20 protein-coding genes are annotated in these 20,766 nt (G+C 63.7%); 8 read left to right on the top strand and 12 right to left on the bottom strand.

Annotation, left to right across the window (positions count from 1 at the left end):
* The first annotated feature begins 98 nt into the window (after positions 1-98).
* Together L610_RS04350 and L610_RS04345 are read left to right on the top strand one after the other, a co-directional pair.
* Entirely contained in the window at positions 99-1,661 is a 1,563-nt protein-coding gene (locus L610_RS04350; protein ID WP_144702777.1) for a trimethylamine methyltransferase family protein, read from the top strand.
* 99 nt (positions 1,662-1,760) lie between these two features.
* Positions 1,761-2,417, top strand: coding sequence for a hypothetical protein (locus L610_RS04345; protein ID WP_144702774.1), 657 nt, complete (start codon positions 1,761-1,763; stop codon positions 2,415-2,417).
* On the opposite strand, the gene L610_RS04340 is transcribed toward L610_RS04345, so the two are convergent.
* Both L610_RS04340 and bmt read right to left on the bottom strand, forming a co-directional pair.
* Complete coding sequence (locus L610_RS04340; protein ID WP_186441321.1) at positions 2,414-3,550, bottom strand: diguanylate cyclase domain-containing protein; 1,137 nt, start codon at positions 3,548-3,550, stop codon at positions 2,414-2,416. The genes L610_RS04345 and L610_RS04340 overlap by 4 nt on opposite strands.
* 325 nt (positions 3,551-3,875) lie before the next feature.
* Complete coding sequence (bmt, locus tag L610_RS04335; RefSeq protein WP_144702768.1) at positions 3,876-4,898, bottom strand: betaine--homocysteine S-methyltransferase; 1,023 nt, start codon at positions 4,896-4,898, stop codon at positions 3,876-3,878.
* A 260-nt stretch (positions 4,899-5,158) separates the two neighbouring features.
* Between bmt and L610_RS04330 the strand changes: the two genes are divergently transcribed.
* Positions 5,159-5,377 (top strand): hypothetical protein, encoded by a 219-nt coding sequence (locus L610_RS04330; protein WP_144702764.1) that lies wholly within the window; start codon positions 5,159-5,161, stop codon positions 5,375-5,377.
* 62 nt (positions 5,378-5,439) lie between these two features.
* On the opposite strand, the gene L610_RS04325 is transcribed toward L610_RS04330, so the two are convergent.
* Positions 5,440-5,817: a hypothetical protein gene (locus L610_RS04325; protein WP_024846539.1), complete on the bottom strand. Its 378-nt coding sequence runs from the start codon at positions 5,815-5,817 to the stop codon at positions 5,440-5,442.
* 129 nt (positions 5,818-5,946) lie between these two features.
* Here L610_RS04325 and L610_RS20705 point away from each other — a divergent pair, with 129 nt between their 5' ends.
* Positions 5,947-6,072 carry a hypothetical protein gene (locus tag L610_RS20705; RefSeq protein WP_256366534.1) on the top strand — a complete coding sequence of 42 codons (126 nt, stop codon included), beginning with the start codon at positions 5,947-5,949 and terminating at the stop codon, positions 6,070-6,072.
* 51 nt (positions 6,073-6,123) lie between these two features.
* Entirely contained in the window at positions 6,124-7,500 is a 1,377-nt protein-coding gene (locus L610_RS04320; protein ID WP_144702761.1) for an aspartate aminotransferase family protein, read from the top strand.
* A gap of 439 nt (positions 7,501-7,939) precedes the next feature.
* Here the strand turns inward: L610_RS04320 and mmsB are convergent, their stop codons facing one another.
* From mmsB to L610_RS04280, 8 genes are all read right to left on the bottom strand, one after another.
* A complete protein-coding gene (gene mmsB / locus L610_RS04315; RefSeq protein ID WP_144702758.1) occupies positions 7,940-8,830 on the bottom strand; it encodes a 3-hydroxyisobutyrate dehydrogenase in 891 nt (296 codons plus the stop codon).
* A 98-nt stretch (positions 8,831-8,928) separates the two neighbouring features.
* Positions 8,929-10,092, bottom strand: a complete 1,164-nt coding sequence (locus tag L610_RS04310; RefSeq protein WP_144702755.1) for an isobutyryl-CoA dehydrogenase — start codon at positions 10,090-10,092, stop codon at positions 8,929-8,931.
* A 126-nt stretch (positions 10,093-10,218) separates the two neighbouring features.
* Entirely contained in the window at positions 10,219-10,647 is a 429-nt protein-coding gene (locus tag L610_RS04305) for a VOC family protein (protein ID WP_144702751.1), read from the bottom strand.
* 78 nt (positions 10,648-10,725) lie between these two features.
* Positions 10,726-11,481 carry a TSUP family transporter gene (locus L610_RS04300; RefSeq protein ID WP_144702748.1) on the bottom strand — a complete coding sequence of 252 codons (756 nt, stop codon included), beginning with the start codon at positions 11,479-11,481 and terminating at the stop codon, positions 10,726-10,728.
* Between the two features lie 6 nt (positions 11,482-11,487).
* Positions 11,488-13,470 (bottom strand): ABC transporter ATP-binding protein, encoded by a 1,983-nt coding sequence (locus L610_RS20430; protein ID WP_024846533.1) that lies wholly within the window; start codon positions 13,468-13,470, stop codon positions 11,488-11,490.
* Complete coding sequence (locus L610_RS04290) at positions 13,467-14,333, bottom strand: ABC transporter permease (RefSeq protein WP_024846532.1); 867 nt, start codon at positions 14,331-14,333, stop codon at positions 13,467-13,469. Before L610_RS04290 ends, L610_RS20430 begins: the two co-directional genes overlap by 4 nt.
* Positions 14,330-15,277, bottom strand: coding sequence for an ABC transporter permease (locus L610_RS04285; protein ID WP_024846531.1), 948 nt, complete (start codon positions 15,275-15,277; stop codon positions 14,330-14,332). Before L610_RS04285 ends, L610_RS04290 begins: the two co-directional genes overlap by 4 nt.
* Before the next feature lie 207 nt (positions 15,278-15,484).
* Positions 15,485-16,969 (bottom strand): ABC transporter substrate-binding protein, encoded by a 1,485-nt coding sequence (locus L610_RS04280; RefSeq protein WP_024846530.1) that lies wholly within the window; start codon positions 16,967-16,969, stop codon positions 15,485-15,487.
* 208 nt (positions 16,970-17,177) lie between these two features.
* On the opposite strand from L610_RS04280, the gene L610_RS04275 reads away from it, so the two are divergent.
* The 3 genes from L610_RS04275 to crcB are packed head-to-tail and all read left to right on the top strand — an operon-like array spanning position 17,178 to position 20,356.
* Positions 17,178-18,650 carry a DegQ family serine endoprotease gene (locus tag L610_RS04275; protein WP_024846529.1) on the top strand — a complete coding sequence of 491 codons (1,473 nt, stop codon included), beginning with the start codon at positions 17,178-17,180 and terminating at the stop codon, positions 18,648-18,650.
* Between the two features lie 2 nt (positions 18,651-18,652).
* A complete protein-coding gene (locus tag L610_RS04270) occupies positions 18,653-19,966 on the top strand; it encodes a replication-associated recombination protein A (RefSeq protein WP_144702745.1) in 1,314 nt (437 codons plus the stop codon).
* A 12-nt stretch (positions 19,967-19,978) separates the two neighbouring features.
* On the top strand, positions 19,979-20,356 hold the full coding sequence (crcB, locus tag L610_RS04265; protein ID WP_024846527.1) for a fluoride efflux transporter CrcB: 378 nt from the start codon (positions 19,979-19,981) through the stop codon (positions 20,354-20,356).
* Positions 20,357-20,531: 175 nt separating this feature from the next.
* On the opposite strand, the gene L610_RS04260 is transcribed toward crcB, so the two are convergent.
* Positions 20,532-20,766: transposase (locus tag L610_RS04260; protein WP_144702742.1), on the bottom strand; the 235-nt coding region annotated here is incomplete at its 5' end.

The raw sequence follows: 20,766 nt of genomic DNA, 5'->3' as shown, positions 1-20,766 counted from the left end.
TTGTCGAAATTGCGACAGGCTCTGGCGCTGGCTGGCCGCTTATCCCGTGCCGCTTGGCTACGATTCGACCGAAGCCGTGTTGAATCAGGGAATCGGGCATGGAAGACAATACGACTGTAGAGCAGGACACCGGCGGGCGCAGGGCTCGCGGCGGTGCGGCTGCGCGGCGCGCGGCGCGTACCAGCGGCAGCGCGGGTACGCAGCTGACGTACATCAAGCGCGAGATTCCGCTCTACGAAGTCCTCAACGAGGAGGGGCTGGCACTGATAGAGGCGAATGCCGACACGGTGCTGGAAGAAGTTGGCATCGAGTTCCGCGACGATCCGGAAGCCCTGGAGCTGTGGAAGCAGGCAGGCGCTGACGTTCGCGGCGAGCGGGTGCATTTCCCCAAGGGTCTGCCGCGGTCGCTGCTGAAGACCGCGCCGTCGGTGTTCACCCAGCATGCGCGCAATCCGCAGCGCTCGGTGCAGATCGGCGGCAATGCGACCGTCTTCGCGCCGGTCTACGGTCCTCCGTTTGTACGCGACCTCGACGGCAACCGCCGCTACGCGACGATCGAGGACTTCCGCAACTTCGTGAAGCTCTCCTACATGGCGCCGTCGATCCATCATTCGGGCGGCACCGTCTGCGAGCCGGTCGATGTTCCGGTCAACAAGCGCCATCTCGACATGGTGCTGGCGCACATGACGCTGTCGGACAAGCCGTTCATGGGCTCGGTCACCGCGCCTGAGCGTGCCGAGGACACGATCGCGATGGCGAAGATCCTGTTCGGCGACGAGTTCGTCGAGCAGAACACCGTGGTCATCAACCTCATCAACGCCAACTCGCCGATGGTCTTCGACGAGACCATGCTGGGCGCGCTGAAGGTCTATGCCCGCCACAATCAGGCCTGCATCGTCACGCCGTTCATCCTCTCGGGCGCCATGAGCCCGGTGACGGTTGCCGGCACGCTGACGCAGGTTCTGGCCGAAGTGCTGGCTGGCGCCGCCTTCACGCAGCTGATCCGTCCGGGCGCGCCGGTGGTGTTCGGCACCTTTGCATCGTCGATTTCGATGCAGTCGGGCGCGCCGACCTTCGGTACGCCGGAGCCGACGCTGGTCTCCTACGGCGCTGCCCAGCTGGCGCGCCGCCTCGGCCTGCCGTTCCGCACCGGCGGTTCGCTCTGCGCATCCAAGATCCCGGACGCGCAGGCAGCTTACGAGAGCGCCAACACGCTGAACTCGACCCTGCTCGCCGGCACCAACTTCGTGCTGCACGCGGCTGGCTGGCTCGAGGGCGGTCTCGCCTCCTGCTACGAGAAGTTCATGATGGACGTCGACCAGCTCGGCATGATGCAGAAGCTGGCGCAGGGCGTGGACCTGTCCGAGAACGGCCAGGCGCTCGACGCGATCCGCGAAGTGGGCCCTGGCAGCCACTATCTTGGTTGCTCGCACACGCAAGCGAACTTCCAGACCGCCTTCTACCGCTCGACGATCGCGGACAACAATTCGTACGAGCAGTGGCTGGCCGAAGGCGAGAAGACCGCAGCGCAGCGCGCCAACGAGCTCGCACGCCGCTGGCTCGAGAACTACGAGGCGCCGTATCTCGATCCGGGTATCGCCGAAGGCCTGCGCGACTACGTCGCCCGGCGCAAGGAGTCGATGCCCGACGCCTTCACCTGAAAGGAGCCCGATTCAGGCCGGGCTAAAGTGGCCAACATAATCCACAAGGAAGTCTGGCGCAGCGCTTTTCAGGATCCGACGAACAAGGGGAGGCGCTGAGTGCCTTCCCAGCCTTTGGAAATCACGCGGGCGCTGGCGCCTTCCGGGCTCAGCGTCCGCGGCATCGCCCCGCTCGCCGTTGGCGAGTGGGGAACCGCCCGGGCCGTGGTGCTCGTCGGTAATGAGGGGGCCCGCTACTGGACCCATTTCGAACAATGGCGGCAGGCCCAGCCTGCCGGCATCTCTAATCCGCTTGATACGTGGTCGCGTCAGGTCATTTGCGCAGTGGCGGAGCGATTTGGCGGCCGTGTCGTCATGCCAAACGACCGTCCATACCCACCATTTCAGCAATGGGCGAAACGCGCGCAGAAGCTGCACCCGTCACCGGTCGGGCCGCTGATCGACCCGCGTCTCGGCCTCTGGCACGCCTATCGAGGCGCGATCCTGTTCGATGTTGAGATTCCGATTCAGGAAGTTGAGGAACCGATTCATGCCTGCGGCGCATGTGTCGGAAAATTCTGTATAAACGCCTGTCCGGCTCACGCCTTCGACGGCGGCGCCTACAACTACGCCGCGTGCCTCGGGCATGTGCGCGGGCCGAACGCTGGCGAATGCCGCACGCGCTGCATCGCGCGCAATGCGTGCCCGGTTGGCACGGAATGGCGCTATCCGGATGAAGTCCAGGCATTCCACCACAAGGCGTTTGCCGGGCTTTAAGCTGCCTGCTTGATGGTGATGCGGTTGCGGCCGTTCTTCTTGGACTCGTAGAGGCCCTTATCGACCAGCCGCATCAGCTCTTCGAAGTCGGACGGCGCCTGATCTATGTGGCAAACACCGCCGCTGATCGTCATGCCAAAGGTGGCGCTACCCGACACCACCGGCGACTGAGCGACGCGCTCGCGAATCGTTTCGATGAAGGCCGCGGCTTCCTCCGGATCGATGGCGTCGAAGATGATCGTGAATTCCTCGCCACCGATGCGCGCGACCGTGCCGCGGTCGCCGACCATCTCACGGCAGATCTGCGCACAGGTACGGATCGCTGCGTCTCCGGCTCCGTGACCGAAACGGTCGTTAATGGTCTTGAACCGGTCGATGTCGATCAGCGCCAGCGCGAACGGCTTCTGTTCGGCAAGATAAGAGCGCAGGCGCATTTCGAAGGCGTTGCGGTTGAGGAGCTGGGTCAGCGAATCGTGCATCGCCGCGAACCGCAGGGCCGCACTGCCTCGTTCATAGGCGAGCGAGAGAGCGAAGGCGCCGCCGGCAACCGTGTGAAACAACGCAATGGCAAGGTGGACGGCGAGGGCGGTGTCCTGCGGGATGTAGGCTGGCATGGTACCGTCGTCGAGCAGGCCGACGAAGATGCGATAGCCAAACGACAATCCCATCGCGACATAGGCGAGGATCAGCCAGTAGCGGGACGGAAAACCGTCGTGGCGATCGCGCCAAAATTCGTAGGCGATCAGCGCGGTCTGCGCGGTCAGCGCGATGTTCGCGACGCCAAGGACGACGCCATTTGCCGACAGGACAAATGGACCCGCAGCAAGGAGATAAAAAATGACGCCACCCCAGGTGACGAACCAGGGGGTCGTGCGACCGGAGAATTGCCGCGCCGCCTTCCACCGCAGGCCGAAGCCGATAATGAGGAAGATGTCGGGCATCAGGGTCATCGCGAGGGGCGGCAGCATCTGGTCGACCGTGTAGAGCGCCAGCGACAACGCGATCACGACATTCGCGATTGCCCAGGAACGCCACCACTCCTCGTCGCGGCGGCCATGTGCCGCCACGCCTTTGGCGATCGCCATGACAAGCAGGATGACGATGTTGGCGAGGAAAAGCGTCGTTGTGTCCAAAGCGCCCCCTTTGAAGCTCTGCATATGCGCGCAGGGTGAAGCTGACGCGGCCATCGGCAGTGTTCCATACGGAAACTGCTGTCAGGTTAGTGATCTTGGTTGAGTAATCGTTAAGCGCGGCAAGGTTTTTCAATCGCCGCCAGCTCCAAGGCTTGGGGCGATGTGCCAGCATCCTGAAGGTGTGCAAATGAAACAGGCGGTGCGAGGCCAGAAGCCTCGGCACCGCCTGCCAAAGTGAAGGAGCGAGGGGGGGCAAACCGGCTGCTGGGTCGGGGGGCTAAGGGCGCAGCCGTGGGGTTCGCGTCAGTTCGCTTCCTTCACCGTTTCACGCAGGACGTGCCCTGCGCCGTTCGCGCCGGCCTTCGCCTTCACCGGCGCCGCTCTCGAACGCCTGCTTGTTCCGCAGCGGCCCAATATAAGTGACGATCTCGCTGACGTCCGGGCGTTCGGCGCCGCGGACATAGTGGTCCAGCGCCTCGCGCATTGCACGCAGGTGCTCGCACGATGTGCCGCAGCAGCCGCCGATGATCGACGCACCGGCGTCGAACGCCATGCAGGCATACTTCGCCATCAGTTCGGGCGTGCCCGAATAGACTATTTCTGTGCCCTGGAACTCGGGGATGCCGCAATTGCCCTTGACGACGATGATCGCGTCGGGCTTGGCCGCGCTCATGTCCATCAGCGAGGCAAGAATGTCGGAAGCACCTACGCCGCAATTCGCACCGACTGCCACCGGCTGCTCGGGCAGGCCGTCCACCACCGAATGGATGTCGCGCGGGGCAAGGCCCATCATGGTGCGGCCAGCAGTGTCAAATGAGCCGGTGTAGACATAGGGCAAGCCAACGCGGGCGGCAGCTTCCGCCGCGGCGCGAATTTCGCCGGGCGCGGACATGGTCTCAATCCACGCTACCTCCGCACCGCCAGCCTTCAGGCCTTCCATCTGCTCGGCAAAGGCATCGACTGCGGCGTCATGGGTGAGGGCGCCGAGCGGTTCCAGCAGTTCGCCGGTCGGACCAACGGAGCCCGCGACGATAACCTTTCGGCCGGCACGATCGGCAACCGAACGGGCGATTTCAGCAGCCTTCCTGTTGAGTTCGAAGACGCGATCCTGCGCGTTGTGCAGCTTGAGGCGGTGGCGGGTGCCGCCGAACGAGTTGGTGAGGATGATGTCCGCGCCCGCATCGATGAAGCCCTGATGCAGGGCCACGATCTTCTCCGGCGCGGTCTCATTCCACAGTTCCGGCGCTTCGCCCGAATTGAGACCCATCGCGAACAGGTTCGTCCCCGTGGCGCCGTCGGCGAGGAGTACGCCCTTTTGGGCGAGGAGTTCATGGATGGGGTTAGGCATGGCCGCCTCCGTGCATTTCGATATTAGGATAACGATATAAAGAAATCTTTATGTCGTCAATTCGGAAGTGCGTGGCCACTTGCATTTTCCTCGTGCAGGGGCGCCGCCGATAGCGCAAAAAATGCGGGACGAAATCACTTGACATTCGCGAAGGTGCCACAACCTCTTCTGCGGAGAAAAAACTTCAAAATCTTGCACTTAGAGCGGAACCAACGTTCCGCTGGCGAGTTTGGCGGCGCGAAATATGCAGGAGGATTGAAGTGAAGCGGGTTTCAGTCGCAGCGTTTGCGGAGCAGATCATCGCGGACAGCAAGGCGGCCCTGATTTCAGTCCCGAACGTGGTTTCGGACATCCGAGAGCACATGCCTGACTGTGAACATACCGATGAAGAGCTGGCCCAGATCGTCACGATGATCGCGATCAACAAGGGCCGTCAGCTGTCCTTCATCCGGCCGCGGGGATTCGAGCCGGTGATATAACCAGCCGTGAATCAGGATGCGGCGCAGAAGCGCCGCATCTTCTAGTCGGTGGTTCAAAAAGGCTATTCCGCGACTGCGATGTGCCAGACGCCGCCGACACCGTCGCCGGACATGTCGCCGGGCTGTTTGTCATCGACCCACGTGTAGAGCGGCTTGCCCTTGTAGGCCCACATCTTGGTGCCGTCGGTTGCGTCGACCACCGACCAGTCGCCCTCTGCCGTCGCGCCTTCCTCTGCCTTGAATGCCGGCCATTTAGCCAGGCATCCGGCATCACAGTTCGACTTGCCGGCTTCGTCCTTGTCGAAGGTGTAAAGCGTCATGCCGTTCTGGTCGGTGTAGACCTTCTTGTCGCCGATCGTCTGAACCTTCGCGGGTTCTTCGGCATAGGCAGCAGCGACGCCCAGAAACAGGGTCGCAAGTGCAGTCACAGCGATCTTCATGGTGGTGCTCCTCCCGTGAGCAGGGCCGAGGATGTTGGTCGGCCGGCAGAGGAACGCCCGCTTATTCTTCATGTTCCGCCGTTCACGGACACTTGTTGAAAGGCTTGAGCGCGGTCTATGCTGCGAGACATGACGATCAGACTGCAGCATATCATGGCGGACCGTATCGCCGTAACACCTTCCACGCGCACCCGGCATTCCGAGTTGCTGATCCTCTGCGCTCGGATCGGCTATTCGCCGCCGCTTTCCGACTGACCCTCACCCGGCAGAACTTGCCGAGATGATTCAATCGGAGAAGCTAACTACATGTCTTACCAGAATTTTTCCCTGAAGCAGCTTCAGGAGATCGATGCTGCGCACCACCTCCATCCGTTTACCGACCACAAGGACCTGCGTGGTGCCGGCAGCCGCATGATCACGCGCGCTGAAGGACCGTACATCTACGATTCGGAAGGCAACGAGATCCTCGACGGCATGGCCGGCCTTTGGTGCGTGAACATCGGCTATGGCCGCCACGAGCTCGCCGACGCCGCCTACAAGCAGATGAAAGAGCTGCCTTATTACAACTCCTTCTTCCGCTGCACGACGCCGACGCCAGTGCTTTTGTCGAAGAAGCTCGCCGAGATCGCGCCGCCGCACATCAACCAGGTCTTCTACGGCTCGTCGGGTTCGGAAGCGAACGACACCGCGCTGCGTCTCGTGCGCCACTATTGGGCGCTTGAGGGCAAGCCGCAGAAGAACATCGTGATCTCGCGCCACAACGCCTACCACGGCTCCACCGTTGCCGGCACGTCGCTGGGTGGGATGTCGGCGATGCATTCACAGCTCGGCGGCGCGGTGCCGAATATCGTCCATGTGATGATGCCGTATTCGTTCGAGTTGGCGCAGCCTGGCGAGAGCGAGCATGACTTCGGCGTCCGCGCGGCAAAGGCGATCGAGGATGCGATCCTCGAACATGGCCCGGAAAACGTGGCCGCGTTCATCGGCGAGCCGATCATGGGTGCGGGCGGCGTGAAAATCCCGCCAGCGAGCTACTGGCCGGAAGTCCAGCGCATCTGCCGCAAGTACGATGTGCTGCTGATGCTGGACGAGGTGATCACCGGCTATGGCCGAACCGGCGAGTGGTTCGCGGCGCAGGCGATGGGCGTAGAGCCCGACACCATCACCACCGCTAAGGCGCTGACCTCCGGCTACCAGCCGCTGTCGGCGCTGCTGGTCGGCGACCGTATTTCTTCGACGCTGGTCGAGAAGGGCGGCGAATTCTACCACGGCTACACCTATTCGGGGCATCCGGTTGCCTGCGCCGTGGCGCTCGCCAACCTCGATATCATCGAGAAGGAAGGGCTGATCGAGCGCGTCCGCAACGAAACCGGCCCGTACTTCAACCAGGCGCTCAAGGAGCGCATCGCCGGCCATGGCATCGTCGGCGAGGTGCGCTCGTTCGGCCTGATGGGTGCCATTGAAATCGTGAAGGACAAGGAGACGCGCGAGCGCTTCCCGGATGAGGGCAGCGCGGCTGTTGTCGTCCGTGACCACGCGATTGCCAACGGCATGATGCTGCGTGCAACAGGCGATACCATGATCATGTCGCCGCCGCTGATCTGGACGAAGGAGACGATCGACCTTGCGGTGGAGCAGATCCTCAAGGCGCTGGATCTCGCGGAACGCGACCTGCGCAAGTAATTGAGGCGAATTTGGAGGGGCGGAGCGAAGCTTCGCCCTTTTTCATGCGTGCGGCAGGAGGCGGGAGCTTCAGATTCGTTCAGGAAGACGCTGCAAGCGAGCGCCCGCATATCTCAGAAAGCAGCAGAACCGCGTCCTCCCGGCGGGGGAGGGACGCGGTCTTGCCAAAGATACGCATGGCGCTTCGCTTACGCAAAACTCTAGCGAAACTGTACACCCCGGTACGCAATACCTGATCCGGAGTTCGGCGGCTGCGTTTGCCGCTCACCCACCGTTTTAGTGGGACATCGTTACCGTCGGGTTATCAAGAACTTAAGCAAATCTAAATTCGCGATTTTTCCGCCTCGAAGTGCGAAAAATCACCCTCTGAGGGCAGGGTATAACGTCCGTCACAGCCTGAAATTGTTCAGTGAATGCTGAATAAACGCACAGGTTGTGATTAGCTGGCGGGATGCTCGCCCCTGAGGAAGCGGATGATGGCTGAAAAGTCTTCGCCGCCGCCGCCAGCCGCCTCGTAGAGCGCATAAAGCTGCGCCGCCGCGGCGCCGAGAGGGGTTGCAGCGCCAGAGCTCTGTGCTGCTTCCTGCGACAGGCGCAGGTCCTTTAGCATCAGGTCGGTGGCGAAGCCCGGCTTGTAGTCGCGGTTGGCGGGAGAGGAAGGAACCGGGCCAGGGACCGGGCAATAGGTCGTCAGCGACCAGCACTGGCCGGACGAAGTGGATGCGACGTCAAAAAGTGCCTGGTGCGAAAGGCCGAGTTTTTCGGCGAGTACAAAGGCTTCCCCGACGCCGATCATCGAGATGCCGAGCAGCATGTTGTTGCAGATCTTTGCCGCCTGGCCGGCGCCGGCATCACCGCAGTGGACGATCTTGCCGGCCATCGGCTTCAAGACTGGTTCGGCCTTCGCAAAGGCTTCCTGCGATCCGCCGGCCATGAAGGTGAGGGTGCCTGCTGCCGCGCCGCCGACACCGCCGGACACTGGTGCGTCGATCGACAGCATGCCGGCCTCCCGCGCGATCGCGTGCGCCTTGCGCGCGGAGTCGACATCGATGGTGGAGGAATCGATGAACAGTGTGCCCTTTGCGGCCGCGGGGACAATGTCGCCATAGACGGAAAGGACATGCTTGCCGGCCGGCAGCATGGTGATGACGGTGTCGGCGCCAGCAACCGCATCGGCCGCGCTAGGCGCGATCTTCAGGCCGTTACCCTCCGCTGTTTTCAGGTTGGCGTCCACCAGGTCGAATCCGCGAACCGTGTAGCCTGCCTTGACCAGGTTCGCGGCCATCGGATTGCCCATGTTGCCGAGGCCGATGAATGCAATGGTGCTCATGTGTTTCCTCCCTGAATGGTAGGGGAGTAGGTGAATAAGGGGGGGAGGGGAGTGTGCTCGCCTTGGACCCCTAAGTCCCTAAGTCCCTAAGCCCCTAATCACCTACCCACTAAGTACCTCGCGATGATGACGCGCATGATCTCGTTGGTGCCTTCGAGGATCTGGTGGACGCGCAGGTCGCGCACCAGCTTCTCGATGCCGTATTCGTGCAGATAACCGTAGCCGCCGTGCAATTGCAGCGCCTCGTTGGCGACGTTGAAGCAGGTGTCGGTGACAAAGCGCTTGGCCATTGCCGACCACTTGCCGGCGTCCGGCGTCTTGCGGTCGAGCTTTGATGCCGCCGTGTAGAGCATCATGCGCGAGGCCTGCAGGTCCGTCTCCATGTCGGCCAGCTTGAACTGCAGCGCCTGGAACTGGTTGATCGGCTTGCCGAAGGCGTTGCGTTCGCCGGAATAGGCAAGCGCATTCTCGAATGCGGCCTGCGCACCGCCGAGCGAACAGGCGGCAATATTGAGGCGGCCTCCGTCAAGGCCGGCCATGGCAATGCGGAAGCCCGCGCCTTCCCCCATGAGCAGGTTCTCTGCCGGCACCCGGCAGTCCTGGAAGATTACTTGCCGGGTTGGCTGCATGTGCCAGCCCATCTTCTTCTCGGACGGGCCGAACGACAGGCCCGGTGCGTCCTTCGGGATGATGAAGGTGGAAACACCCTTGGGGCCATCCTCGCCCGTGCGCGCCATGACGACGTAGACGTCGGACTCGCCGGCGCCGGAGATGAACTGCTTCGTCCCATTGAGCACGTAGTGGTCGCCGTCACGGACCGCCCGGGTGCGCAGCGCGGCGGCATCCGAGCCCGCCCCGGGTTCGGTCAGGCAGTAACTCGCCATCCATTCGAACGACGTCATCTTCGGCAGGAAGCGCTGGCGCTGCTCCTCCGAGCCGAAGGTGTCGATCATCCAGGCAGCCATGTTGTGGATCGAGATCATCGACGAGAAGCCGGGACAGGCGGCGGCGAGCGCCTCGAAGATTAGCACCGCGTCCAGCCGGCCGAGGCCAGAGCCGCCGACATCCTCGCGAATGTAGATGCCGCCGAAGCCGAGCGCTCCGGTCTCCCGAATGACGTCGGACGGGAAGTAGCGGTTGTGGTCCCATTCGAGCGCGAACGGAGCCACCCGATCGGCTGCAAAGTCGCGCGTCATCTCCTGGATCGCGCGCTGGTCTTCGTTGAGCTCGAATTGGGTGGTAGCAGGATTGGCCGCGTCCATGGCGTCCTCCCTATGGACTGAATGCTTGTGACCTTGCTGCCAATCTATTCCATTGACGGTCGGGCGCAACACGGCCGGCCCGCAAAGGGGTTGTGCGCAGATGCGATGGCGAGATGCTGGGCGCGTTCAAATTTGCGCATCAGCTGCCTTCGGCCAGTAGGTGCCAAAGCACCAGACGTTGCCTTCCGGATCGCGGCAGATGAACTCGCGGCTGCCATAGCTGCGGTCGGTGAGTCGTTCCTCGATCTTCACGCCGGAAGCGCTGACTCGGGCAAACAGCGTGTCGACGTCCTCGACGGCAATGTAGAGCGCCTTGCCGCCCTGTTCGCCGGGGGCGCCAACGAGGGCACCGAAGGCATCGTCACGGACCTCGCCGCACATGATGATCGATGAGCCCAGTGCAAGTTCCGCGTGGGCAACTGTACCGTCGTCATTGTCGTAGCGGGTGAGGACCTGGAAACCAATCGTCTGCGTCAGCCATTCCAACATCGCGGTCGCGTTGCGGAAGCGGAAGGTCGGGTAGATCCGAGGCGCCTCATGCGGCGAATAGGTCATGACAGTCTCCCAGTTGTTGCTGCCCGAGAGAGGCAAGTCCTGACCGAGAATAGTCGAAAGCGTCGCGCGCGCGAAGCCTCAAGCAATCAGCAGCCGGATCGCCAACGCAACGCAGGTGATGACCAGCAGCGGCTTGATGAGCTTCGCGCCACTCTTCATCGCGAGTCCCGCGCCGACGCGGGCGCCGATGAATTGCGAGATGCCCATCACCAGCCCGATCTGCCAGTGAACGACGCCCACCGCGGCGAACAATGCAAAGCCGCCGAGGTTCGAGGAGAAGTTCAGGAGCTTGGTGTGGGCGGTGGCCTTCAGTACGCCGTAACCGGCCAGTGCCACGAAGGCGAGCATGAAGAACGAACCAGTGCCGGGGCCGAACACGCCGTCGTAGAAGCCGATAAGGGGCACGACAACCAGCGCGAACATGGCTGGCGTGATGCGCTGGGCGCGATCCACATCGTCCATGTTCGGCTTGAAGGCGAAGTAGAGCGCGATCGCGATGAGCAGCGGCGGCAGGATCATCCGCAGCCACTCGCCCGGCAGGATGGTCGCAAGGCCCGCGCCCAGCACCGCGCCGACGAACGAGATCAGCGCAGCCGGTAGCTGCTTGCGCAGGTCGACGTGTCCCTTGGAGGCGTAGGCGATGGTTGCCGAGCCGGAGCCGAACAGGCCCTGCAGCTTGTTGGTTCCGAGCGCATCAACCGGCGGGAAACCGGCGAGCAACATGGCCGGCACCGTAATCAGCCCGCCGCCACCGGCGATCGAGTCGATGAAACCGGCAAGGAACGCCACGCCGATGAGGAGCGCGACGATGTGAGGTGCAAGGTCAACGAGCATTCAGGTTCAGCCCAGTCTGGCGAGACGCCGTTCAAGCGCTCGCTGGAGATCGGGCGCTGCTTCCACCAGAGCCTTTGCGGCATCCGACTGAGGGTGGTCAAGGACTTCGTCGGTCCTGCCGGTCTCGACGATGCGGCCTTCCTGCATCACCATCACCTCGTCGGTGATTGCGCGGGCGACCGTGAGGTCGTGGGTGATGAAGAGGTAGGCGACGCCGAGCCGCGCGTTGAGGTCGGCGAAAAGGTCCAGTACCTGCGCGCGGATCGACACGTCCAGTGCCGAGACCGGCTCGTCTGCAACGATCAGCTTCGGACGGGTGATGATGGCGCGGGCGATCGAGATGCGCTGGCGCTGGCCGCCGGAAAACTCGTGCGGGTATTTTCCCATGTCGGACGGCTTCAGGCCGACCTTGTCGAGCGCATCAGCGACCAGCTCGCGGCGTTCGGCGGGCGAGGGCGCCTCATCGAGCAGATGCAACGGCTCAGCCACCAGCCGCTCGACCTTGTGGCGCGGGTTGAACGAGCCGTACGGGTCCTGGAAGACGACCTGCATGCTGCGCCGCGCGGGCTTTAGCTGGGCCTCGGGCAAGGCGCTGACCTCGTGCCCGTCGACGTTGATCGAGCCGGACGTCGGGCGGTCGAGGGCGAGGATCATGCGCGCCAGCGTCGACTTCCCGCAGCCCGACCTGCCTACCAGCGCCACCGACTGCCCCCCAGCGATCTGGAACGACACGTCATCGACCGCGCGGAAGACGTCGGGAACCCTGAACAGCGATGTGCGGCGGTTCGGATAGTCGCGGACGACATTGCGGACTGAAAGGAGGGGGCGGGATGCGGTGGAGACGCCTTGGCCGGCAGAAACGGCCTGGCCGGAAACGCCTTCGCTGGAGGAAGTGTTGTTACCCCCACCCCTAACCCCTCCCCACAAGGGGGAGGGGGACTTGGAAGAAACTCCTTCCCTTATCGTGCCTGTCGCGGAGGAAGCAGTGTGTTCAGATGAATTCGTTGAAGAGATGTCTCCTTTCTCTTCAAGGCGCGCATGTGCGTCCTCTGCTGCGCTTGCCGGCTCTTCGTCGCGCAACGGAGACTTCGTTGAAGAGTGCGTGCTCGCCGTTTCCCCAACGTTCCCCTCCCCCTTGTGGGGAGGGGTTAGGGGTGGGGGTACCAATCCGGCGCCAGTGGTTGCTGCTCCGCCAATGGCCGCATCCTTTCTTCCCCGGTCCGGCACATGCATCGAGGCAAGCGCGAGCTGCCGCGTATAGGGATGTGCCTGCTGCGTGAGGGTGCGGGCGGTTTCGCCGGCTTCCATCACCTCGCCATGCCGCATGATGGTGACACGGTCGGACATGTCGGCGACGACGGCAAGGTCGTGCGAGATGAGCAGCAGGCCCATCTTCCGCTCGTCGACGAGGTCGCGCAGCAGTTCGAGGATCTGCTTCTGCAGCACGACGTCGAGCGCAGTCGTGGGTTCGTCGGCGATCAGCAGCTTTGGCGCCAGCGCACAGGCAATGGCGATGACCACGCGCTGACGCTGGCCGCCCGACAGTTCGTGCGGATAACGGGTCAACGGGAACTTCGACTCCGGCAGCCCGACACGGTCGAGCATTTTTCGTGCGCGCTCTTCCGCCTCAGCGCGCGAGGCGCGGGTGTGCCAGCGAATGCCCTCGGCCACCTGCTCGCCGATCGTCTTGACCGGGTTGAGCGCGGTCATCGGCTCCTGGAAAACCATGCCGATCTCGTTGCCGCGCAGGCGGTTCATCGCTGCTTCCGGCGCTCCCAAAATATCGATGCCGTCGAAGGTGATGCGGCCGGAAGCTCGCATCGCGATCGGCAGGAGCTGCATCACCGCCAGCGCCGTCATCGACTTGCCCGAACCGCTCTCGCCAACGAGGCCCATGACCTCGCCCTGTTCGAGCGAAAGGCTGACTCCCTTGAGGATAGGCAAGGAGCCGATGTCGAGGCGCAGGTTCTCGATCTCGAGCAGGCTCATCGCTCGCGCCTCAGTCGCGGATCGAGAAGGTCGCGAAGGCCGTCACCGAGGAGGTTGAGGCCAAGAACCGTGATGACGATGGCAAGGCCTGGGAACAACGCCTGGTAAGGCGCGACCATCATGCGGGTCTGCGAGTCGAACAGCATGCGGCCCCATGAAGGCATCGGCGGCTGTGCGCCCAGGCCGACATAGGAGAGGCCGGATTCGGCCAGAATGCCGAGCGCGAACTGGATCGTTCCCTGCACCAGGAGGATGGCGGCGATGTTCGGCAGGATGTGCTCGATGGTGATTTGTGCCTTGCCCTTGCCGGAGGCACGCGCCGCGAGCACATACTCGCGCGGCCAGATCGACATCGCGCCGGCGCGGGCGACACGCGCGAAGACCGGCACGTTGAAGATGCCGATGGCGATGATGGCGTTGATGGCGCCGGGGCCGAAGATGGCGGTGATCATCACGGCGGAAAGTAGGGCCGGGAAGGCGAAGACGATGTCGTTGAAGCGCATCACCGCCTCGTCGATCCAGCCGCCGCGCGCCGCCGCCCAGCAGCCGAGCGGCACGCCGAGGCACATGCCGATGCCGACGGCGACCAGGGCAACGGCGATCGAGTTGCGCGAGCCGATCATGATCATCGTCAGGATGTCGCGGCCGAAATGGTCGGTGCCGAACCAGTGCTGCCATGACGGCGGCTTCATCTTGTCAGCAACGACGAGATTGGTGATGTCGTAGGGCGTCCAGTAGAACGAGACGAGCGCCATCAGGGCGATGATGGCGGTAATGACGCATCCCACCACGAAGGAGCGGTTGCTCAGGGCCTGCAGCACGACGCTCTGGGTGCGCGGGAAGACGGGCTCGCCGATGCTCATGCCTTCACCCGCAGTCTCGGGTCCACCACCGCGTAGAGGATGTCGACCACAAGGTTGACGATCACGACGCTGGCGACCAGCAGCATCACCACGCCCTCGACGACGATCAGGTCGCGCTGGGTGATTGCCTGGAAGACGAGCCGGCCAAGGCCCGGCAGGTAGAACACGTTCTCGATGATGATTGTGCCCGCCAGCAGGAAGGCAAACTGCAGGCCTAGTATCGTGAGCACCGGGATCATCGCGTTGCGCAGGGCATGGCGCCACAGCACCTTTCGGCGCGGAATGCCCTTGGCGCGTGCCGTGCGGATGTAGTCTTCGCCCAGCACCTCGAGCATGGCCGAGCGCGTGACACGGGCGAGGATCGCCGCCTGCGGCAGGGCGAGCGCGATCGCCGGCATGATCAGCGCCTTGAACGCCGGCCAGATGCCGGCGCCCCAGCCGGGAAAGCCGCCGGCGGGCAGGAGGCGCAGCCAGACCGCGAAGACGTACACCAGAAGCAGCGCGAACCAGAAGTTCGGGATGGCGACGCCGACCTGCGTCGCGCCCATCGAGATCGCGTCAGCAGCGCGGCCGCGGCGCGAGGCGGCGAAGATGCCGACCGGAATGGCAATGGCTGTCGAGAGGATGAGCGAGATGACCGCAAGCGGCAGAGAGACGATGCCGCGCTCGACGATGAGGTCGATTACCGGTGAGGAATAGGTCCAGGAGCGGCCGAAGTCGCCCATCAGCATGCCGCCGATCCAGCTGAGGTAGCGAACCGGGATCGGCTGGTCGAGGCCCATCTGGCTGCGCAGGGTGGCAAGCGCCTCCGGCGTCGCGTTCATGCCGAGCATCAGCAGGGCGGGGTCGCCCGGCACGATTTCCAGCACGGCGAAGACGACAATGGACGCCACGATGACGGTGACGAGGCCGATCAGCAGGCGCCTGGCGAGAAACGCGCTCACGAACGCCCAGCGGGCATGCCTGAAAGCATCCCCCTCCGTGCTTCAGGCCGCCCCATTACGTGGAAGAACCGGTGTTCGCTGCTGAGTCCGCGCATCAGTACCGGGTGCCGCTTTTTCCGGAGTGCCGCAAGCCCCGATCTGCCCGGAGAGCGGGCAGAGGTCAGGTTGCGAGCCAGGAAGAAGCGGCAGCGTCCCAAATGCGAACCGTTACTGTTTCCACTTCACCTTGGTCAGGTCGTTCGCCTGCACCGGCATGTTGTGCCACATGCCTTCGAGGTTCGCATCCCAGACGCCGATCTTCGGCAGCTCGAACAGGAAGCCGACCGGTGCATCCTTGGCGAGGATTTCCTGCGCCTTGGCGTAGAGCTCGTTACGCTTGGCCTCGTCGGCGGTGAGCCCGAGCTCCTCGATCACCTTGTTGAACTCGGGGTTCTGGTAACCGATGTAGTAGTCCGGGCGCGAATAGATATCGATGTCGTTCGGCTCGGTGTGCGAGATGATGGTGAGGTCGTAGTCCTTTTCCTTGAACACCGTGCTCAGCCAGTCCGCCCACTCGACCGGGACGATCTCGAGGTCGATGCCGACCTGGCGCAGTTGCGAGGCAACAACTTGGCCGCCCTCGCGCGCATAGGGCGGCGGCGGCAGCTTGAGCGTCGCGGTGAAGCCGTCCGGGTAGCCGGCCTCGGCCAGCAGTGCCTTCGCCTTCTCCGGATCGTAGGGATAGGTGCCGGTGTGATCGACATAAGCCGCGTTGGCCGGCGAGAAGTGCGAGCCGATCGGCGTGCCGAGACCACCCATGCCGTTGCCGACGATGACCTCGTCACGGTTGATCGCGTGCGAGATCGCCTGGCGGACCTTGAGGTTGTTGAACGGCTCCTTGCCGTTGTTCATGGTCAGGATCGTCTCGCCCTCAGTGACACCGACGACGACTTCGAAGCGCGGATCGGACTTGAACTGGTCGAGCACCTCGCCGACGGGAGCCATCGGGAACGCCTGCACGTCGCCGGAGAGCAGCGCCGGAACAGCGGCTGCAGCGTCAGGAATGACGCGGAATTCGGCCTTTTCGAGCGCGACCGGCTCACCCCAGTAATCCGGGTTCTTGACGATGGTGATAGAAGCGCCGCGCGCCCAGTTCTCGAATTTGAACGGGCCGGTGCCGACCGGCTTTTCGGCGTTCGTCGCGGCGCTTTCGGGCGCAACCATCACGGCGTCGCCCCAGCCCATGTTGTAGAGGAACGAGCCCTGCGGGTTCTTGAGCGTGACCTTCAGCACCAGCGGCTCGACAACCTCGACGGTGTCGATCGCCGCAAACAGGCCCTTCTGGGCGTTCGTGGAGTCGGCGGCGCGGGCGCGGTCGAGCGAGAACTTGGCGTCCTCGGCGTCGAAGGTTGTACCGTCATGGAATTTCACGTTCTGTCGCAGGTGGAAGGTGTAGACCTTGCCGTCCTCTGAAATGTCCCAGCGTTCCGCGAGGGCTGGCAGGACCTCGCCCGAGGGGCCGATACGGGTCAGGCCCTCGAAGACGTTGGCATAGACGATTTCGTCGATCGCGGCGGCCGCGCCCGCGGTCGGGTCGAGGTGAGGGGGCTCGAGGACGACGCCCAGCACGAGGTCCGTTCGTTGCGCAAAGACGGAAGTCGTCGTTACCAGCGCGAGTGCAGTTGCGGCCAGGACTGATTTCACAAGCGTCATTGAACCCTCACCTAGCATTTTCAATGTTCTGGGGGATCAAAGCGCGAAACTGCCGTAGAGTAAATCGGCTTTGCATCTCAGCTGGCGCAATGCACAGGAGTTCCTATGGGACCAATTGTCAGAAGGGATGCGGCGCGCCTCGCGGCGGCCTTTCATTTTACACATTGATTGCGAAAATGCGATCGCTTCAGCGAACTGAGGATTCTCCATGCGCCGCAACATTCTGGTCCCTGCCTTTTTGTCTCTGGCCCTTGCCCTCGGGACGGCGTCGAGCCTCGCCGCCCAGGAGAGCCGCGGCCTCGCCGACGCACTGAGCGAGTTGCTTCGCAGCGGCGAAGCCGGCGACAAGCCGCTCCGCAAGGTGCCGTTCGGCCAGGAGGAGGTGCAGCTGTCCTATGCGCCGCTGGTGCGGGCGGTGTCGCCGGCGGTGGTGAACGTCTATGCCTCGCAGCAGGTCGCGGTGCGCTCGCCGTTCCTGGACGATCCATTCTTTGAGCAGTTCTTTGGCCGCCGGCAGATGCCGCCGCGGGTTAAGTCGTCACTCGGCTCGGGCGTCATCGTTGATCCTAGCGGCTTCATCGTCACCAACTATCACGTCATCCGAGACGCGGACGAGGTGAAGGTGGCGATGCCGGACGGGCGCGAGTTTAACAGCGAGATCCTGCTGCGCGACGAATCCCTCGATCTTGCCGTGCTCAAGATCGAAGGCTCCGAGCCCTTTCCGGTAGCGCCGCTTGGCGATTCCGACGCGCTGGAGGTCGGCGACCTTGTGCTCGCTATCGGTAATCCGTTCGGCGTCGGCCAGACCACCACCAGTGGCATCGTCTCGGCGCTCGCGCGTACCCATGTCGGCGTGAACGATTTTGGCTTCTTTATCCAGACCGATGCGGCAATCAATCCGGGAAATTCGGGCGGCGCGCTGGTCTCGATGCGCGGAGAGGTAATCGGGATCAATACCGCGATCTACAGCCAGACCGGCGGGTCTATCGGCATCGGATTCGCGATTCCTTCCAACATCGTACGCGCGGTTGTTGAAGCAGCGCGTGCGGGCAATGACTTCTTCGAGCGACCGTTCGTCGGCGCTACCTTCGAGAACGTGACGGCGCAGATCGCCGATGCGCTCGGCATGGCGCGGCCGACCGGCGCGCTGGTACAACTGGTGGCACCCGACGGCCCAGCGGCGAAAGCAGGCTTGCGTCCTGGCGACGTGGTGCTTGCCATGAACGGTGCAGCGATCGAGCATCCGGATGCGCTGGGCTATCGCCTTGCCACTCAGCCGATAGGCAGTGTCTCGGAACTGACGGTGCTTAGCCAGGGCAGCGAAAGGAAGGTCGAGATCGAGCTGGCGCGGGCGCCGGAAGGCGCATCGAGCGCGGAAATCATCATCGAGGGCCGCAGCCCGTTTGCCGGCACCAAGGTGGCGGCGCTGTCGCCACGCCTGGCGCAGCGGCTCGGCATTCGCGGGCAGGTGAGCGGCGATGGCGTTGCCGTCGTCGAGGTGACGCGCAACTCTCCTGCCGCCAGTTTCGGCCTGCAACCGCGAGATATTGTCCGCGAGGTCAACGGCGAGAAGGTTGCAACGCCCGAGAAGCTGCGCGAGATCGCTATGTCCAACTCGCGCTGGTGGCGATTCACCATCGAGCGCGACGGGCGCTTGTTGAACCAGATCCTGCGCTATTGACCATGGCAGACCTTTTCTCGTCCGATCCGCAGCCGGCTGCCCAGCCGGGCAGGCCGCTGGCTGACCGGCTTCGCCCTTCGGCCCTCGCCGAGGTCGTCGGCCAGGAGCACCTGATCGGCGAGGACGGCGCGCTCACGCGCATGATCCGGTCGGGCTCCCTCGGTTCGATGATTTTTTGGGGTCCTCCGGGGACCGGCAAGACGACGGTAGCCCGGCTCCTGGCCGGCGAGACAGGGCTTGCCTTCGAGCAGATCTCCGCGATCTTTTCTGGCGTTGCCGACCTCAAGAAGGTTTTTGACACGGCCCGCATGCGCCGCTCCAACGGGCGCCAGACGCTCCTGTTCGTCGACGAGATCCATCGCTTCAATCGGGCGCAGCAGGATTCCTTCCTGCCGGTCATGGAGGACGGTACGGTCATTCTCGTCGGTGCCACGACCGAAAACCCGTCGTTCGAGCTGAACGCGGCACTCTTGTCGCGTGCGCGGGTGCTGACCTTCCGATCGCTGGAGCCTGAGAGCATCGAGCGGCTGCTGGAGCGTGCGGAAAAGCTGGAAGGCAAGGATCTGCCGCTCAACGATGAGGCGCGTGCGGTGCTCGTGCGCATGGCCGACGGCGATGGCCGCGCGTCCCTGACCTTGGCTGAAGAAGTGTGGCGAGCGGCGCGGCCCGGCGAAATCTTCGATGCGGAGGGGCTGCAGCGCGTCGTCCAGCGCCGCGCGCCGATCTACGACAAGGGCCAGGATGGCCACTACAACCTGATCTCGGCGCTGCACAAATCGGTGCGCGGCTCTGATCCGGATGCAGCGCTCTACTACCTCGCGCGCATGTTCGACGCCGGCGAGGACCCGCTCTTCATCGGCCGGCGGCTGGTACGGATGGCGGTCGAGGACATCGGCCTCGCCGACCCGCAGGCGGTCGTGATCGCCAATGCCGCCAAGGATGCATACGACTTTCTCGGCTCGCCGGAAGGCGAGCTCGCGCTGGCGCATGCCTGCGTCTATCTCGCCACCGCTCCCAAGTCGAACGGCGTCTACGTCGCCTTCAAGGCGGCGATGCGCAAGGCCAAGGAACACGGGTCGCTGCGCCCGCCGGCGCACATCCTCAACGCGCCGACCAAGCTGATGAAGGAAGAGGGCTACGGTTCCGGCTATCGTTACGATCACGATGAGCCCGATGCCTTCTCCGGCCAGGATTATTTCCCCGAGGCGCTGGGCCGCCAGAAATTCTACGATCCGCCGGATCGCGGCTTCGAGCGCGAGATCCGCAAGCGGCTCGACTGGTGGGCAAAGCTGCGCCGCGAGCGGCACCAACGGTAAGGCGAGGCGGGGATGAACCAGATCCTGCTGGTGGCAGTCGGCGGCGCGGTGGGTTCGGTGCTGCGGCACCTCACCAATGTCTGGACGGTTCGGCTGTTCGGCCCAGGCTTTCCCTGGGGCACGCTCACCGTCAATCTCGTCGGCTGCTTCCTGATGGGGGTGATCGTCGAGGTGCTTGCGCGGCGTTTTGGCGGTGCGCCCGAGCTGCGGCTGCTGCTCGCCACCGGCCTCCTCGGCGGCTTCACAACCTTTTCCGCCTTCTCGCTCGACTTCGCGACCCTCTACCAGCGCGGCGCAATGCTGGAGGCGTTTGCCTATCTTGCCGGCAGCGTGGTGCTGTCTCTCGCCGGCGTGTTTCTCGGCTTGTGGCTGGCGCGGACCGTGGCGTGAGCTGCGGTCTCATTGGAGCGCCATCGTTTCCCACTTCGTCATCCCCGCCAAGCCCGCGAAGCGGGCGCGAGCAGGGGGGCCATGCCTGAACATTTCTATTAATCCTGCGATGGGGTTGTGCGCTCTTTCGGCGCTGACGTGGGGCGTCGCCGTTCAGGAATGGCAACTGTGTTTGTCAGGCGAAAGCTTTGTCGTCCCGGAGCATGGCGTTGAGCACGGTGACGAGCTTTCGGGCGACGGCGATGATKGCGACCTTCTTCGAGCCGGAGCGCCGGGCAATGGCACTGTAGAAGTCCTTGAAGCGCTGGTTTGCCCGGATGGCTCCAAGCGCTGCCATGTAGAGTGCCTTGCGCACCCGCGGCCTTCCGCCAGCAATGGCGCGCCGGCCGCGCTTCTGCCCGCTGTCGGCG

The organism is Aminobacter sp. J44, assembly GCF_007829415.1.
In the GTDB taxonomy this organism is placed as follows: Bacteria; Pseudomonadota; Alphaproteobacteria; order Rhizobiales; family Rhizobiaceae; genus Aerobium.
Note: the sequence above shows the minus strand (reverse complement) of the source record. Positions and strands in the feature narration are given on the sequence as shown.

Bases quoted from the DNA above. Each gene is read 5' to 3' on its own strand.
- L610_RS04275 (WP_024846529.1), top strand. From the start codon at position 17,178: ATGCGCCGCAACATTCTGGTCCCTGCCTTTTTGTCTCTGGCCCTTGCC.
- bmt (WP_144702768.1), bottom strand. From the start codon at position 4,898: ATGCCTAACCCCATCCATGAACTCCTCGCCCAAAAGGGCGTACTCCTC.
- L610_RS04270 (WP_144702745.1), top strand. From the start codon at position 18,653: ATGGCAGACCTTTTCTCGTCCGATCCGCAGCCGGCTGCCCAGCCGGGC.
- L610_RS20705 (WP_256366534.1), top strand. From the start codon at position 5,947: ATGACGATCAGACTGCAGCATATCATGGCGGACCGTATCGCCGTAACA.
- L610_RS04305 (WP_144702751.1), bottom strand. From the start codon at position 10,647: ATGACCTATTCGCCGCATGAGGCGCCTCGGATCTACCCGACCTTCCGC.
- L610_RS04290 (WP_024846532.1), bottom strand. From the start codon at position 14,333: ATGAGCATCGGCGAGCCCGTCTTCCCGCGCACCCAGAGCGTCGTGCTG.
- L610_RS20430 (WP_024846533.1), bottom strand. From the start codon at position 13,470: ATGAGCCTGCTCGAGATCGAGAACCTGCGCCTCGACATCGGCTCCTTG.
- L610_RS04325 (WP_024846539.1), bottom strand. From the start codon at position 5,817: ATGAAGATCGCTGTGACTGCACTTGCGACCCTGTTTCTGGGCGTCGCT.
- L610_RS04320 (WP_144702761.1), top strand. From the start codon at position 6,124: ATGTCTTACCAGAATTTTTCCCTGAAGCAGCTTCAGGAGATCGATGCT.
- L610_RS04280 (WP_024846530.1), bottom strand. From the start codon at position 16,969: ATGACGCTTGTGAAATCAGTCCTGGCCGCAACTGCACTCGCGCTGGTA.
- L610_RS04300 (WP_144702748.1), bottom strand. From the start codon at position 11,481: ATGCTCGTTGACCTTGCACCTCACATCGTCGCGCTCCTCATCGGCGTG.
- L610_RS04310 (WP_144702755.1), bottom strand. From the start codon at position 10,092: ATGGACGCGGCCAATCCTGCTACCACCCAATTCGAGCTCAACGAAGAC.
- mmsB (WP_144702758.1), bottom strand. From the start codon at position 8,830: ATGAGCACCATTGCATTCATCGGCCTCGGCAACATGGGCAATCCGATG.
- crcB (WP_024846527.1), top strand. From the start codon at position 19,979: ATGAACCAGATCCTGCTGGTGGCAGTCGGCGGCGCGGTGGGTTCGGTG.
- L610_RS04350 (WP_144702777.1), top strand. From the start codon at position 99: ATGGAAGACAATACGACTGTAGAGCAGGACACCGGCGGGCGCAGGGCT.